Origin of the sequence: Corynebacterium jeikeium (assembly GCF_028609885.1) — a bacterium.
GTDB classification, from domain to species: Bacteria; Actinomycetota; Actinomycetes; order Mycobacteriales; family Mycobacteriaceae; genus Corynebacterium; species Corynebacterium jeikeium.
The window spans coordinates 414,044-427,495 of record NZ_CP063195.1 but is presented as its reverse complement, the minus strand read 5'-3'; the positions used below and the strand labels follow the sequence as shown (position 1 = coordinate 427,495).

13 protein-coding genes and 2 tRNA genes are annotated in these 13,452 nt (G+C 62.3%); 9 read left to right on the top strand and 6 right to left on the bottom strand.

Annotation, left to right across the window (positions count from 1 at the left end):
- Positions 1-37: 37 nt before the first annotated feature.
- Positions 38-1,294, bottom strand: coding sequence for a phosphoribosylamine--glycine ligase (gene purD, locus CJEIK_RS01825; protein ID WP_005296679.1), 1,257 nt, complete (start codon positions 1,292-1,294; stop codon positions 38-40).
- Between the two features lie 64 nt (positions 1,295-1,358).
- Between purD and CJEIK_RS01820 the strand changes: the two genes are divergently transcribed.
- A complete protein-coding gene (locus CJEIK_RS01820; protein WP_011273056.1) occupies positions 1,359-1,796 on the top strand; it encodes an HIT family protein in 438 nt (145 codons plus the stop codon).
- A 123-nt stretch (positions 1,797-1,919) separates the two neighbouring features.
- Complete coding sequence (locus CJEIK_RS01815; RefSeq protein ID WP_005296682.1) at positions 1,920-3,074, top strand: esterase/lipase family protein; 1,155 nt, start codon at positions 1,920-1,922, stop codon at positions 3,072-3,074.
- A gap of 39 nt (positions 3,075-3,113) precedes the next feature.
- Here CJEIK_RS01815 and CJEIK_RS01810 read toward each other — a convergent pair whose 3' ends face one another.
- The gene (locus CJEIK_RS01810; RefSeq protein ID WP_077536135.1) at positions 3,114-4,697 is read right to left on the bottom strand and encodes a sensor histidine kinase; all 1,584 of its coding nucleotides are present in this window, start codon (positions 4,695-4,697) and stop codon (positions 3,114-3,116) included.
- A 12-nt stretch (positions 4,698-4,709) separates the two neighbouring features.
- Positions 4,710-5,417, bottom strand: coding sequence for a response regulator transcription factor (locus CJEIK_RS01805; protein WP_005296686.1), 708 nt, complete (start codon positions 5,415-5,417; stop codon positions 4,710-4,712).
- Between the two features lie 239 nt (positions 5,418-5,656).
- Here CJEIK_RS01805 and CJEIK_RS01800 point away from each other — a divergent pair, with 239 nt between their 5' ends.
- Both CJEIK_RS01800 and CJEIK_RS01795 read left to right on the top strand, forming a co-directional pair.
- A complete protein-coding gene (locus CJEIK_RS01800) occupies positions 5,657-6,334 on the top strand; it encodes a L,D-transpeptidase (protein WP_011273051.1) in 678 nt (225 codons plus the stop codon).
- Between the two features lie 103 nt (positions 6,335-6,437).
- Positions 6,438-6,950, top strand: coding sequence for a GNAT family N-acetyltransferase (locus tag CJEIK_RS01795; protein ID WP_005296692.1), 513 nt, complete (start codon positions 6,438-6,440; stop codon positions 6,948-6,950).
- 31 nt (positions 6,951-6,981) lie between these two features.
- Here the strand turns inward: CJEIK_RS01795 and CJEIK_RS01790 are convergent.
- Together CJEIK_RS01790 and CJEIK_RS01785 are read right to left on the bottom strand one after the other, a co-directional pair.
- Positions 6,982-7,052 (bottom strand) — tRNA-Gly (locus CJEIK_RS01790).
- 110 nt (positions 7,053-7,162) lie between these two features.
- Positions 7,163-7,235, bottom strand: a tRNA-Thr gene (locus tag CJEIK_RS01785).
- A 195-nt stretch (positions 7,236-7,430) separates the two neighbouring features.
- Between CJEIK_RS01785 and thrE the strand changes: the two genes are divergently transcribed.
- From thrE to otsB, 5 genes are all read left to right on the top strand, one after another.
- Positions 7,431-9,023 (top strand): threonine/serine exporter ThrE, encoded by a 1,593-nt coding sequence (gene thrE / locus CJEIK_RS01780; RefSeq protein ID WP_115597332.1) that lies wholly within the window; start codon positions 7,431-7,433, stop codon positions 9,021-9,023.
- Between the two features lie 70 nt (positions 9,024-9,093).
- Positions 9,094-9,477: a hypothetical protein gene (locus CJEIK_RS01775; protein WP_005296697.1), complete on the top strand. Its 384-nt coding sequence runs from the start codon at positions 9,094-9,096 to the stop codon at positions 9,475-9,477.
- 45 nt (positions 9,478-9,522) lie between these two features.
- Complete coding sequence (locus CJEIK_RS01770) at positions 9,523-10,989, top strand: alpha,alpha-trehalose-phosphate synthase (UDP-forming) (RefSeq protein WP_005296699.1); 1,467 nt, start codon at positions 9,523-9,525, stop codon at positions 10,987-10,989.
- A complete protein-coding gene (locus CJEIK_RS01765; protein ID WP_005296702.1) occupies positions 10,989-11,471 on the top strand; it encodes an META domain-containing protein in 483 nt (160 codons plus the stop codon). The genes CJEIK_RS01770 and CJEIK_RS01765 overlap by 1 nt, the downstream gene beginning before the upstream one ends.
- A 4-nt stretch (positions 11,472-11,475) precedes the next feature.
- Positions 11,476-12,324, top strand: a complete 849-nt coding sequence (otsB, locus tag CJEIK_RS01760) for a trehalose-phosphatase (protein ID WP_005296705.1) — start codon at positions 11,476-11,478, stop codon at positions 12,322-12,324.
- Here otsB and CJEIK_RS01755 read toward each other — a convergent pair.
- A complete protein-coding gene (locus tag CJEIK_RS01755; protein ID WP_034965365.1) occupies positions 12,289-13,398 on the bottom strand; it encodes a LacI family DNA-binding transcriptional regulator in 1,110 nt (369 codons plus the stop codon). The genes otsB and CJEIK_RS01755 overlap by 36 nt on opposite strands.
- Between the last annotated feature and the right edge of the window lie 54 nt (positions 13,399-13,452).

Below are 13,452 nucleotides of genomic sequence, written 5' to 3'. Positions count from 1 at the left end.
CTTTACACCCAAATGCTGCCAAAACAGCGTTCGGGCGCTAGATGGAAATGCGCCCCTCAACTGCGGGAAGAGCGATGTCGGAGCGGTAGTGCGAACCTTCCAGCTGGATGCCCTGCAGGGTCTCATAGGCCTGCTTGCGTGCCTCCGCCAGGGTGGCGCCAGTGCCGATGACATTCAGCACCCGGCCACCGGCGCTCACCAGCTGGCCGTCCTGCTCTGCCACCCCTGCGGCCAGAATGCCGCGAGACTCGTTGCCCGGCTCCGCACCGGTGATCGGCTTGCCGGTGACCGGGCTGGCCGGGTAGTTCTCGGCGGCCAGCACGACCGTCAGTGCGTAGCCGTCCTCCCACTCCAACGGCGGCAGCTGGTCCAAGGTGCCGGTCGCCACAGCATTCAGCACTCCCCCCAGCGGGGTCTTCAGCAGGCGCAGCACGGGCTGGGTCTCCGGATCACCGAAACGGCAGTTGAACTCCACTACGGCCGGACCTTCGCTGCCCCACGCCAGGCCTGCGTACAGCAGGCCGTTGAAGGGCACACCCTCGGCGACCATCTGCTTGGCCACCGGCTCTACAACCTCGGTCACGATGCGCTGCACGCCATCTTCCGGCAGCCACGGCAGCGGGGTGTAGGCGCCCATGCCGCCGGTGTTCGGGCCTTCGTCATTATCCCCCACTCGCTTGAAATCCTGTGCGGGTAGCAGCGGCACCACGGTCTCGCCATCCACCAGGCAGAACAGGGAAACCTCAGGGCCATCCAGGAAGCTTTCCAGCAGCACTGGGTTGCCGCCGGCGTGAACGGCGTGGATGTGCTCCAGAGCCTCCGCGCGATCGGCCGTAACCACGACACCCTTGCCGCCAGCCAGGCCATCGTCCTTGACAACGTAAGTTGGGCCGAATTTGTCTAGGGTAGCGTCAATAAAAGAATCGCTAGACCCGACAGGAACAGAAACGGCATCGGCGGTACGGACCTGCGCCTTGGCCATAATGTCCTTCGCAAAGGCCTTCGAACCTTCGATCTGTGCGGCGGCGGCCGACGGACCGAATACGGCAAAGCCCGCCGCGCGCAGCTCGTCGGCCACTCCGGCGACCAGCGGGATCTCAGGGCCGATTACAACCAGGTCTGCTTCGATCTCGCGGGCCAGAGCCACCGGATCGCCGTCCGGGTGCAGGGTGGCCACGGCCGTCATGCCGGCGTTACCCGGGCTAACGTGGACCTGTTCGACGGAGGGATCCAGGGACAGAGAATAAGCCAGTGCGTGCTCGCGGGCACCGCTGCCGATAACAAGAATGCGCATGGCTCCCAGTCTAGCGAAGCTAACCCCCACCACCAGATACGCTCAACGCGCTAACATCGGCAGCATGGCTACGGTATTCACGAAAATCCTGAACGGCGAGATCCCCGGTCGCATCGTCTACCGCGACGAAACCGCGGCAGCCTTCCTGACCATCGAACCCGCGGCATACGGCCACACGCTGGTCGTACCTATCGAAGAGGTCGATCGCTGGACTGATTTGGATGCGGCGACGTGGACTCACTGTAACGAGGTCGCGCAGCTGGTGGGCAAGGCCATTGTCGAGGTTTTTGACGCCCCCCGCGCCGGTTATCTGATCGCTGGATTTGAGGTGCCACACGCCCACATCCATATTTTCCCGGCTTCCGACATGTCCGGCTACAGCCTGCAGAACGTGATGCGTATGGACGAGACGGATCCGGAGAAGATGGATGAGGCGGCCGCCAAGATTCGCCAAGCGCTGCAAGCTCAGGGTGTAGACAAGGCGAAGATCCCTTCCGTTTAAAGGCCTGAAGGTTTAGAAGTCAGTCCCTTTCTTCCCTTTTTTCTTTCTCTCTCGTTACATTTGCATTGCCGACCCTGCCGGCCCTGCCGACCTTGCCGACATTGCCATTGCGGTGGATAACCAGTGGAAAACGACAAAGCTAAAGACAAGGCCAACGACAACGACGCGGTTGACCCAGAACTCGACCTAGAGGAACTATCCGAGGTCGACCTCCCGGCAAGTACAGCCGTGGCGGAGAACCTCAAGAGCCCCGAAAGCCTCGACGGATACGACCCCGCCAACGCGGGCGACGTTATCGGCACTGACTCCGACGTCCGCAGCTGGCTAAGCCGTCTCGGCAGCGGCATGGCCAGCGGCATTTCGAGCACCGGGCGCTTCCTCTGGGACATCCCGGGACGTATGGCCCGCCCACAGCTACCACAGCTGCGCGGCGCCATCCCCGACCCGCCGCTGGGCGCCCGCCAGGTTTCCCCCGGCTACGCCGATGATCTCTGGCAGGCGCGCCCCACCATCGACCGCCCATACCCGGTGATTCTGATTCACGGGACGATCAGCTCAAAAAATGTGTGGCAGAACTTGGTTCTGCGCCTGCGGGACGATGACTTTGTGGTGTTCAGTCCAGACTATGGCGTCCATGGCACGCAGGACATTCCGACCTCCGCCCAGGACATCGGCGCCTACATCGAACAAGTGCTGGCCGCCACTGGTGCGGAGGCCGTGGATATCGTAGGGCATTCCCAGGGCGGGCTGCTGGCACGCTATTGGATCAACGAGCTCGGCGGTGAGGATTATGTCCACCACCTCATCACACTCGGCGCCCCACACCAGGGCACTACGCTCATGGGCATGTTGGGCGGAATGTTCACAACGGATATGAGCCAGCGGGTAGCGGCAGCTACCATTCGCCGGGTCTTTGGCGCAGCGGGTATGCAGCAGGTCATCGGTTCGCCGCTGATGGAAACCCTGGCAGCCTCCCCCGAAACCCGCAATCACATTCGCTATACCTGCTACGCCACACGAAACGATGCCACTGTAGTGCCACACGAGAATGCTTTTCTGGGCGACCGGCAGCCCATGATTCCCAGCGAACACACCTCGTTCCAGCTGGAAGACGGCCATTCGAATGACACGGGCGAGGCCATCATCACGAACTACTTCCTGCAGGACCTGGGTGTGTCCAAGTGCAAGCACGAGGAGCTGCCAACCAACCCGGACGTGCAGGACATCGTTCACCTGGCATTGCTCGACGGCTTGGAGGAAGGCGATACGGAGGCCTAAGCCCCTCTCCCCTCCCCCCCTCGCATACCCCACGGAGTGTTATTCCGCTTCGGGGGCCTCGGGCAGATCGATCCGGAAGCGCGTGCCCTGGCCTTCTTCACTGTCCACGGAGACCGTGCCGCCGTGGGCCTCCACCAGCCCCTTGACGATCGACAGCCCCAGCCCCGAGCCGCCCGAAGCGCGGGAGCGCGAAACGTCCGGGCGGTAGAACCTTTCAAACAGGTGCGGCACATCTTCAGCCGGAATTCCCCGGCCGTTGTCCTCCACGTCCACGATCACGTGGCCATCTCGCTTGTCCAGGCGCAGCTTCACCTCAGCGTCTTCACCCGCGTGCCGCAGCGCATTGGTCACCAAGTTGCCCAGCACCTGATGCAGGCGGTTTACGTCGCCGATGACGATCGGCACGTCCCCGGTTTCGTTGACGACCTGCACCGTGCGGTTCGGGAAGCCTGCCCGCGCCGACTCCGCAGTTTCCAGCACCAGTTCCAGCATGTCTACGCGGTTCTTCGCCAGCGGTCGCCCCTCGTCCATGCGGACCAGCGCGAGGAGGTCTTCGACCAGCAGACTCATGCGGCCAGCCTCTTCAGAAATCCGGTCAATGACCATGGGGGCGTCATCCGTAGCACCCGATTGGTACAGCTCCGCGTAGCCGCGCACCGACGTCAACGGCGTGCGCAGCTCGTGCGAAGCATCCCCGATAAAGCGGCGCATCGATGCCTCGGAGCGGCGAGCCTGCCTTTCCGAAGCACCAATGGCGACGAACGCCGTTTGGATCTGCGCGAGCATCTTATTGAGCGCCTGCGAAAGCCGCCCGACCTCTGTGTTGGGCCGCCAGTTCGGCACGCGCTGCCCGAGGTCGCCGTTCGAAATTTTTGACGCCGTCAGCTCCACTTCGTTCAGTGGTCGCAAAGCGCGGCGCACCAGATACATCGATGCCAGGATGACGAAGGCGACAACAGTCAGGCCAATGACTGCCTGCAGCAGCACAAGACGGGAGATAATGTGCTCTTCTTCCGCCAAAGGCAAAGCGACGATGGTGATGGTGCCGTCGTCATTGCGGAAACTTGTGGCGCGCCAGCTAATATGCGGCTCGGAATCCTCGCGTGAACCGACAGTCACTGGCATGGTGGGATTTCCCAGTCCGCGGATCTCGGGGCGGGCCTTCAATGGAGAGTTGAAGTACTCATAGGAGACCTGGTCATCGACGACCAGAATGTAGAAGTCGCTAGGTGGGCGGGTAACACCGGTGACGGGATTCGGCGGCTGCTGGAGGTTCAGCACACCGAAGCCTTCCAGCCCCAGAGCGGTGCTATCGCTCCCGCTCTGCGCATTCTGGTCTTCTGAATTACCTTCGGCGAGGCCGGACCGGTGAGCCCAACCATTTGTCGCCTGATCCAGCTGTTCATCAACCCTTTGAATGAGGAAGCGCTGCAGGGTAGTCGTCACGGAAACACCGGAAACTGTTAGCCCCATGGCGACCAGCACCGCGATCACCACCACCAGGGAGATGCGCAGCGGATAGTGAGACAGAAAATGCCCTGGATGGCCGGAACGAACAGGAGCGGCGGAGCCTGCATCAGCCATAGCAGAATCAGGCGCACTAGAGTTTTGCGCGTTGGACATAGGAATCAGGTCTTAAGCGCGGGGCTTACGCAATACGTACCCCACGCCACGAACCGTCTGAATGAGGTGAGGCTCTTCCTTGTCGATCTTGCGCCGCAGGTAGGAGACATAAGACTCGACGACGTTGCCGTCGCCGCCAAAGTCGTAGTTCCACACGTGGTCCAGGATCTTCGCCTTGCTCAGCACAACTTCGGCGTTGACCAGTAGGTAGCGCAGCAGCTTGAACTCCGTGGGCGATAGTTCGACGATCTCGCCAGCCTTCGTGACCTCGTGCATGTCGTCATCCAGAGTGATGTCCTCGTAGGTGATCAGGCTGGATTCCTGCTCATCTTCGGAGGACACCCGGCGCAGGATCACGCGCAGTCGGGTAATGACCTCTTCTAGGCTGAATGGCTTGGTCACATAATCATCGGCGCCGATAGTAAGGCCGTGGATTCGATCCTCCACGCCGTCCTTGGCGGTAAGGAACAGTGCCGGGGCATCGTGGCCTGCGGCGCGGAGCTTATTGAGGAGGGTGAAGCCATCCATGCCGGGCATCATGACGTCCAGAATGAAGGCGTCGGGCTTGTAGGTTGCCGCCAGCGCCAGCGCGTCCTGGCCATTGTCGGCCGTTTCCACGTCGAATCCCTGAAACTTCAGGCTTACTTTAAGGAGGTCCGAGATATTAGCCTCGTCGTCGACGACGAGGACCTTCACCGGCTGGGCGTTTGGCATTGTCATGAACCTTATTGTGCTGCAGAGAATTAGCGTCTAACTGCATGATAGCTGGATGCTTGCTGTGAACCTTCTAGTAGCTTCCCCATCTCGTCCTTCCCCTACGAAATCCCCTCGAGAAGCGCTTCCTGCCTACAAACGCCAACTCAACTGTCTTCGAAAGCAGCAAGGGTGCTGGAGAGAAACTTAGAATTAACCCGTGATTCAGTGCACAAATTCCCGATAAGACCCGATAAGCTAGCCCCATGACGAAATCCAACTCTCGCTCTCTCCGCCGCGGCCTCGCTGCTGCAGGTCTCGCAACCATGATGGCTGCCTCCCTGGGCACCGGCGCCGCATCCGCAGCTCCTCTGGGCTCCTCCCAGCAGGACATCAACAACATCGTGGTGGGCGCCCGCGACAACGTCCACAACAGCACCCGTGGTCTTCCAGAGCCCGTCCGTGGCCAGATCAACCGTGCAGCCGACGATGCAGCTAACTTTTTCGCTCCCGGCGCCCTGGCCGCCCGCGAGCGCGCGAACAAGCCCGCACCGCGTCCAGCTCCGAAGCACCGTCCCGCACCAGCGCCGCGCAACAATCCTTGCCCGGCCCAGGCTCGCGGCTGTGTTGACCTGCGCAACCAGACCGCTTGGCTGCAGCGCGGTGGCAAGACCAGCTACGGCCCGGTGAAGATCTCCAGCGGCAAGCGTGGCTACGAGACCCCGAAGGGCTGGCACGTGATCACCCGCAAGGTGAAGAACGAGGTTTCTCGCACCTACGGCAACGCCCCGATGCCCTACTCCGTGTACTTCACCAATAACGGCCACGCCTTCCACCAGGGCTCCCCGAACGTGATGTCCCACGGCTGCATCCACCTGGCTGCCCCACACGCCCAGAACTTCTTCAATGCACTGAACGTCGGCGACCGGATCTACATCTACTAGGACGACGACACAAGGGTTCAACACCCCGTTCACCCCGACCCCCAGGGCAAGCACCTCACTCGAGCTGCTTGCCCTGGGGGTTGCTTTCGCTACGCTTATTCTTATGACTTCTTACAAAGATGCCCCTGAACAGTTCACCTTCCGTCGCGCGGTCGAAGCCGACCGTCCATTCATCTACAAGATGAACGCTGAGACTGATACCTGGGGCGATCCGAACAGGGAATACTCGGACACCTTCGACGAGGACACGGTCTTCTACGTGGATGGCTGGACAGAGGGACAAGGTGGCGTCATCGTCGAAGAAAACGGCGAGTCCATCGGCGCAGCATGGCTGCTCGACTCCACAGAAGAAAACCACGGCTACGGCTACGTTTCCGCCGAATACCCGGAGGTGGCGATCGCCATGGCGCCCGGCAACACGGGCAAGGGGCTGGGCACGAAGCTGATGCAAGCGGTGCTGGATCAGGCGAAGGCTGACGGCAAGCCGGGCGTAAGCCTGTGCGTCGTTTTCGGCAACGACCGCGCGAAGCACGTCTACGAGAAGATCGGATACGTCGACAAGGGTGTGGACGAGGCCGAGCACGCGCACGTCATGCTGTACACGTTCGACGGCTAGCCCCCCACTAACCACCGGGATAAAAAACTTGAGCCGGCGACGAGAATCGAACTCGCACTCTCAGCTTGGGAAGCTGATGTTCTACCACTAAACTACGCCGGCAGTTCCAGCACACAGGTTGCATAGGTACAGTCCCTAGCGTGCTGTCGAATACTCTAGCACCAGGGGTTCCGCCGCCACGATAAGCGGGCGAACTCCCTGGGCATGAGGTGAGCTGGAGACGAGACTTGAACTCGCAACCTACGGTTTACAAGACCGTTGCGCTACCGATTGCGCCACTCCAGCACCGATCCACCTTCCAACGCGAGCATTAGCAACCGGCGACGACCGGAGCTCACCCACAGGCGATGGACTTTCCAAGCCTAGCAAGCCACACCTGCGAACAGTAAAACTTCCCCGCAGCACCCCATCCCACCTGGGGGAACAGGCTCTTGTGAAATCTCCCTAGCCCCGATGTACGGTGTGGGAGTGTCTAGTTTCATGTCGAAGGCATTGAGGAAGGGCTCTGACCTGCTGTTTTCCGGCAACAGGGCAACGATCGATGCTATCCGCTTAGCGCCGCCGCCATCTCCTTTGGCGCCGGTGGATCTTTCCGATCCTGTGAAGATCCACGCAGTGATGGACCTGGCCAGCCGCATCGGCGACCAGCTCCTCACCGCGGGCACCAGCAATTCGGATGCGAAGGCGCAGATCCGAAGCATCATGAGTGCCTACGGCCTGAACAATACGCACGTCGACATCACGTTGAACACGATCTACGTCTACTCGCGCTTCAACGAAAACACCCCGCCGACGAACATGTTCCGGGTAGTGCGGCAGCTGTCGACGGATTTTTCCCGCATCACTGAGGTCGACCGGCTCATCCGTTCGATCGTCGCAGGCGCCACCCCCCTGGAGATGGCGCAGAAGATCCTCTTCGACATTGAAACTTCCCTACTGCCCTACCGCAACCGCTACGCGCTGGCCAGCTGGGGTGGGTTCGCCGCTGCCGTCGCCCTGCTTCTCGGCGGCGGTTGGGCCGTGGCGATTGTTGCTGGCATCACCACGATCTTCACCATGTTTGCCAACGCCTGGCTGGCCTCGAAGTCCCTGCCGCTGTTCTTCCAGAACGTCCTCGGCGGATTCGCGGCGGTGATCCCGGCGGCGGTGACGTATTCGATTGCGGATCGGATCGATTTCTACCTGCCGCCCTCGTTGATTATTGGTTCTTCTATTGTCGCCCTGCTTGCGGGGTTGACCCTGGTCCAGGCGCTACAGGACGGCATAACGGGCGCCCCGGTCACCTCCGCTGCACGTTTCTATGAGACGGTTCTGCAGACCGGCGGCATCATTACCGGCATTGCTGCCGGTATTCAGACGATGGCCGTCATGGGCATTACCCTGCCACCGCTGGATACGACTCATACCTCGGGCGTGCTGGGGTCGGTGACCATTCAGATCATCTCGGGCGCTGTGGCCACGGCATTCTTCTGCAGCGCCTGCTTCTGCGAGCGACGCGCCACCGTGGTCGCCAGCCTGACGGCCTTAATCGCCTCGCTGGCGCTGTTCAGTGTGACGAACGTGCTCAACTGGCCCGGCACCTTCGGCACCGCAATGGCCGCCCTGGTCGTCGGCCTGGCCGGTGGTCTGCTTTCCCGTCGCTACATGATTCCCCCGCAGATCACCGCTGCCGCGGGCATCACCCCGTTCCTGCCCGGCCTGGCACTGTACCGGGGCATGAGCTCCGTCCTCAACGACCAATTCGTCGTCGGTATGTCCAACCTGGGCCTCGCGCTGACAACCGCGACCGCGCTGGCTGCGGGCGTGGTACTGGGCGAGTGGATCGCCCGCCGCATTCGCCGCCCCCGCATCCTGCACCGTTACCAGCAGTTGCGGCGCCCCCGCGTGGATCCCCGACGGACGAACCAGAACAAGCCCCGGATGGGCGCCGACGGACGGGTGCGCCAGCCCCTGCACTGGCGTAGGCGCCGCAAGAGCGCGTCGAAGAGTACGTGGCAGCTGGATAGCGAGATGCGCGCGGCGGAGGGCGAAGAACAGTCCGAAGACCACCCAGCGGGCACGAGCGAACACTAAATCGCGTAAAATATTTAAAGTTGAGACTTAAAGTTCCGTACGTCGACTTTGTAGAAATGGGGTCAGGCTCGTGCCTCCGAAGGTCACCGACAACCGTTCCGCCAACAATGAATCCCTGCACGCGGTAGAAGCGGAAACCGCACAGGCAGCGCAGCGCATCGTCGCGACCTTCTCCGAGGACTTCCTCGACGCTGCAACGCTGATGTGCATGCTGGGCGTGGAGCCGGAGGGTCTGATCCACCGCCGCGTGGTTGCCGAGCTCGAGGAGGCGGAGCAGGAGGCCAAGAAGTCCACCCGCAAGACCACCAAGAAGGCCGCAAAGAAGACTGCCAAGAAGTCGACGAAGAAGACCACCAAGAAGGCCGCGAAAAAGACGACCAAGAAGACCACAAAAAAGGCCGCCAAGAAGACCACTAAAAAGACGGCAAAGAAGGCCACTAAGGCTAGCGAGTAGCACGTAGCGAATAACCGCCTAACTGCACCGACACGGGTGATACACATGCAGTCCGATTTTCTGGTTGTCGCCAATCGCCTTCCCGTCGACCGCAACGTGGATAGCTCCACCGGGGAGGTCACGTGGGTTCCTTCTCCGGGTGGGCTGGTCACCGCGCTGAAGCCGGTGCTGGAATCCAACCGCGGCGCGTGGATCGGCTGGCCGGGGGCAACGGACGAGGTCGCGGCTGAAGACATGCCCGCACCGGAGGAAGCCGGCATCCAGATGGTTCCAGTGAACCTGGACGCACAGGATTTCGCGCAGTTCTACGAGGGTTTTTCCAATGCCACCCTGTGGCCCCTGTACCACGACCTGATCGTGCATCCCACCTACGATAAGCGCTGGTGGGAGCGCTATCAGCAGGTTAATCAGCGCTTTGCCCAGGCGGCGGCGGATACGGCCGCGCAGAACGCAACCGTCTGGGTGCAGGATTATCAGCTACACCTGGTTCCCGGGCAGCTGCGCGAACTACGCGACGATGTCTGCATCGGCTTCTTCCTGCACATCCCCTTCCCCGCCCCGGAGCTTTTCCGTCAGCTGCCGTGGCGCCGCCAGGTGTTGGACGGCACGTTAGGTGCGGACGTGGTGGGCTTCCACACCCAGGATTCCGCGCGGAACTTCATGGTGGCGCTGCGGGCCATGGATTACGCGGTGCAGATTATGGACGATTCCGAGTCTGCGAACTTCCTGCGCGGTGCCCGCCTACCGGAGGAGGCGCAGGTGGTCGGCACCGTCACGCTGGATTCTGGCCGTCAGGTCAAGGTGGGAGTTTTCCCCATTTCCATCGACTCTGCGAAGGTAAACGCGCAGGCCAACCAGCCGGATATCCTGGCTCAGGCCAGCGACCTGCGAGCCCGGCTGGGCAACCCGAAGGTACTGATCGCGGGCGTGGATCGGCTGGACTACACCAAGGGCATCCAGCACCGCCTAGAGGCCATCGAGTTTCTGTTGGACTCCGGCCGCCTGGCCCCGGAAGACGTGGCCATGGTGCAGGTTGCCACCCCGTCGCGCGAGCGTCTGGACGATTATCAGCGTACCCGCCAGCAGGTGGAGGCCATCGTTTCCCGTATTAACGGCAACCATGGCAGCCTGGGTCGTTCGCTGATTCATTACATGCATTCTGGCCTACCGTTCGAGCAGATCGTGGCGCTATACACCGCGGCGGACGTCATGCTGATCACCCCGCTAAAGGATGGGATGAACCTGGTGGCTAAGGAGTATGTGGCCTGCCACTCGGACGGTTCGGGTGCGCTAGTGCTCTCTGAGTTCGCGGGCGCGGCTACGCAGCTGGTGCAGGCGTATTTGTGCAACCCGCACGATGTCGATTCGATCGCCGACGCACTGCAGTTGGCCATCGAGGATGACCCAGCGGACAAGGTTCGCCGCATGCGCCAAATGTGGGAGCACCTGCAGGATCACGACGTTAACCGTTGGGCCGATGCGTTTTTGCAGCAGCTCCGGGAGGTTGAATAATGCGTCGCGCGGCTACGTTCTTCGCACTCGGTTTAAGTGCCGCGGCTATGGCTGGCCTATCGGCTTGCTCCGATCCGGCGGCTCCCCTGGGTAACTCCCAGTGGCAGGTCTCGGCGATCTACGATTCAGACGTGCGCGGCGGCCTATTGCCGGAAGCCCAGCAGGGCCGCAGTTATTTGATTTTCGGTGAAGATTCACTGAACGGCGCTAGTGGCTGTGTCCACTTGACTGGCCACGTGGAGTGGAAGGACGAGGCCATGCGCATCACCAACTTCGCCTCCTCCCGCATCGACGGCGCCCAGTGTCTGCCGGGCGACGAGGACACTGCCGACCGTCTGAAGTCCGTCCTTAATGACCAAGACCTCACTTATACCCGCCCTTCCGATAATGCGCTGAAGCTGCAGCAGCCCGCACCGGAGGACAAGCAGGATTGGCAGTCCGTCCCGGCGGTTGAGTTCATTAGCGGTCCGCAGGAGGGTTAGGCGCATGGATGGTTCGTTACTGCCTCTTCTTTCTGACGCCGACCTCTCCGGCCTGGCTGCCACCCCAGACTTACTGGTAGCAATGGATTTCGATGGCACCCTGGCCCACTTCTCGGACGAGCCCACGGGAGTGCACGCCGTCCCCGGCGCAATGGAGGCTCTGGAAGGGCTGGCGGCGCTGCCGAACACGGAGGCAATGGTGATCTCCGGGCGCAACCTGGAGCAGCTTGCGCATGCGACGATGCTGCCTGCGCACGGCCCTGTGCGCCTGGTCGGTAGCCACGGGGCGGAACCCGCTGACGGTGGCGCGGCGGATTTGAGCCCGGAGCAGCGGTCCTGGCTGGGCGAGCTGCGTTCCCAAGCGGAGTCCATCGCCACCGAGCACGAGGGCGCGTGGGTGGAGGTCAAGCCTCTGGCAGTGGGGTTGCACACCCGCCTAGTGCCGGATAAGCAGCTGGCCGAGCAATTGAACAAGCGCCTGGCGGATTTCGCCGCCACCAGCGAATTATCCCAGGTGACGTGGGGTAAGGACATCTTGGAGGTTGCGGTGGATATGACCACCAAGGGCGCCTACATCGAGGATTTCCGCCGCGCCTACGCACGCCAGCACGGCCGGGAGCTGCGAGTGCTGTTCGCAGGGGATGACACGACGGACGAGTCGGTGCTCTCCACGCTGTGTTACTCCCCTGCCACCCCACCGATCACCCCGCCGGCCACCGCGCCCGCCCCGGACATCGGCATCCGCGTCGGCGGTGGGGAGACTGGCGCCACACACCGCTTGGATACCCCGGAGGACGTCCGGGACTTCCTGCAGGATTTACTGCGGCGCCGCGACGGACGTTCCGCGGATTAGCTCAGTCTCCAGCAGCACGCTTGGCGCCGCTGCCCGGCGGGCAGGCTTGGCCGGGTTTTCACTCAACCGCTGTTCGATGAGTTCGGCAAGCATATTGCCGCTCTCCAGTCCCTTGTCTTTGCTGGGTTGGCGGACGGTTGTGATGTGGGCGTCAATAGCTTCGGGGATACCGTCGAACCCCGTAACAGAGAGCTGGCCCGGCACGTCGATTCCCTGCTCCGCTGCGTAACGCATCACTCCTAGAGCCTGCGAGTCGGTGGTGCAGGCGACGGCGGTGAGCTCCGGGTGGTTGGTCAGCAGCTCCTGGGCGGCTTCGAAGGCGGTCTGGGGGTTGTTGATGTGACGCTCGACGATAGGTGTCTGCGAGATCCCGGCCTCCTCGAGCACGTCCAAGACTCCCAGCACTCGCGAGCGCTGTACGTGCATATGCGCGCCCTGGATGCGTTCGTCGCTTACTGGGCCATTGTTCGGGGTGCGGTCCAGGCGGATGCACAGCACGCCGATGTGGCGGTGACCTGCGTCCACGAGCTCGCGAATGGCGGGCTTGATGGCTTCGCGGTCGTCGATGCCCACGAAGGGGTCGCCCACTCCGGCGGGTTGGTCGCACACCACGGTCGGCAGCCCACGGTTGCGGACGGCCGCGAGGTACGGGTCATCGGCCGCCACGGAGTAGACGATAAATCCGTCCACGCTGGCCTGATTCACCAGTTGTGCGGGGCGGTCGGCGGTAGGATTATCGTCCACGCCCGCCGGGATCAGCAGCATGGAGGCGTCCATCGCCCCGCAGCTCACCGACACACCGGAGACGAACTCCAGCGAGGCCTGATCCTCGAACGCATAGGGCAGCTCTTCAGTCAACAGCACGCCGATCGCCCCTGCCCGGCGCGTGCGCAGCGAGCGTGCCATCGGGTCCGGCCCTGGGTAGCCGACCTTCGCCGCGACGTGCAGGATCTTGTCGCGCAGCTCGGGCGAAAGCTGGTCCGGGCGGTTGTACGCATTGGACACCGTGGTGCGCGAAACGCCCAGTTCGGCCGCAATGGAGGCCAAGGTGCCGCGCCGTGCTGGTCTGTTCATTCTTTTTAGGGTAGTCGCCAGCTCTTCCTTCTTGGGGGTTGACGCCACCTTCCC

Bases quoted from the DNA above. Each gene is read 5' to 3' on its own strand.
- purD (WP_005296679.1), bottom strand. From the start codon at position 1,294: ATGCGCATTCTTGTTATCGGCAGCGGTGCCCGCGAGCACGCACTGGCT.
- CJEIK_RS01820 (WP_011273056.1), top strand. From the start codon at position 1,359: ATGGCTACGGTATTCACGAAAATCCTGAACGGCGAGATCCCCGGTCGC.
- CJEIK_RS01810 (WP_077536135.1), bottom strand. From the start codon at position 4,697: ATGTCCAACGCGCAAAACTCTAGTGCGCCTGATTCTGCTATGGCTGAT.
- CJEIK_RS01805 (WP_005296686.1), bottom strand. From the start codon at position 5,417: ATGACAATGCCAAACGCCCAGCCGGTGAAGGTCCTCGTCGTCGACGAC.
- CJEIK_RS01800 (WP_011273051.1), top strand. From the start codon at position 5,657: ATGACGAAATCCAACTCTCGCTCTCTCCGCCGCGGCCTCGCTGCTGCA.
- CJEIK_RS01795 (WP_005296692.1), top strand. From the start codon at position 6,438: ATGACTTCTTACAAAGATGCCCCTGAACAGTTCACCTTCCGTCGCGCG.
- thrE (WP_115597332.1), top strand. From the start codon at position 7,431: ATGTCGAAGGCATTGAGGAAGGGCTCTGACCTGCTGTTTTCCGGCAAC.
- CJEIK_RS01770 (WP_005296699.1), top strand. From the start codon at position 9,523: ATGCAGTCCGATTTTCTGGTTGTCGCCAATCGCCTTCCCGTCGACCGC.
- CJEIK_RS01765 (WP_005296702.1), top strand. From the start codon at position 10,989: ATGCGTCGCGCGGCTACGTTCTTCGCACTCGGTTTAAGTGCCGCGGCT.
- otsB (WP_005296705.1), top strand. From the start codon at position 11,476: ATGGATGGTTCGTTACTGCCTCTTCTTTCTGACGCCGACCTCTCCGGC.
- CJEIK_RS01755 (WP_034965365.1), bottom strand. From the start codon at position 13,398: ATGAACAGACCAGCACGGCGCGGCACCTTGGCCTCCATTGCGGCCGAA.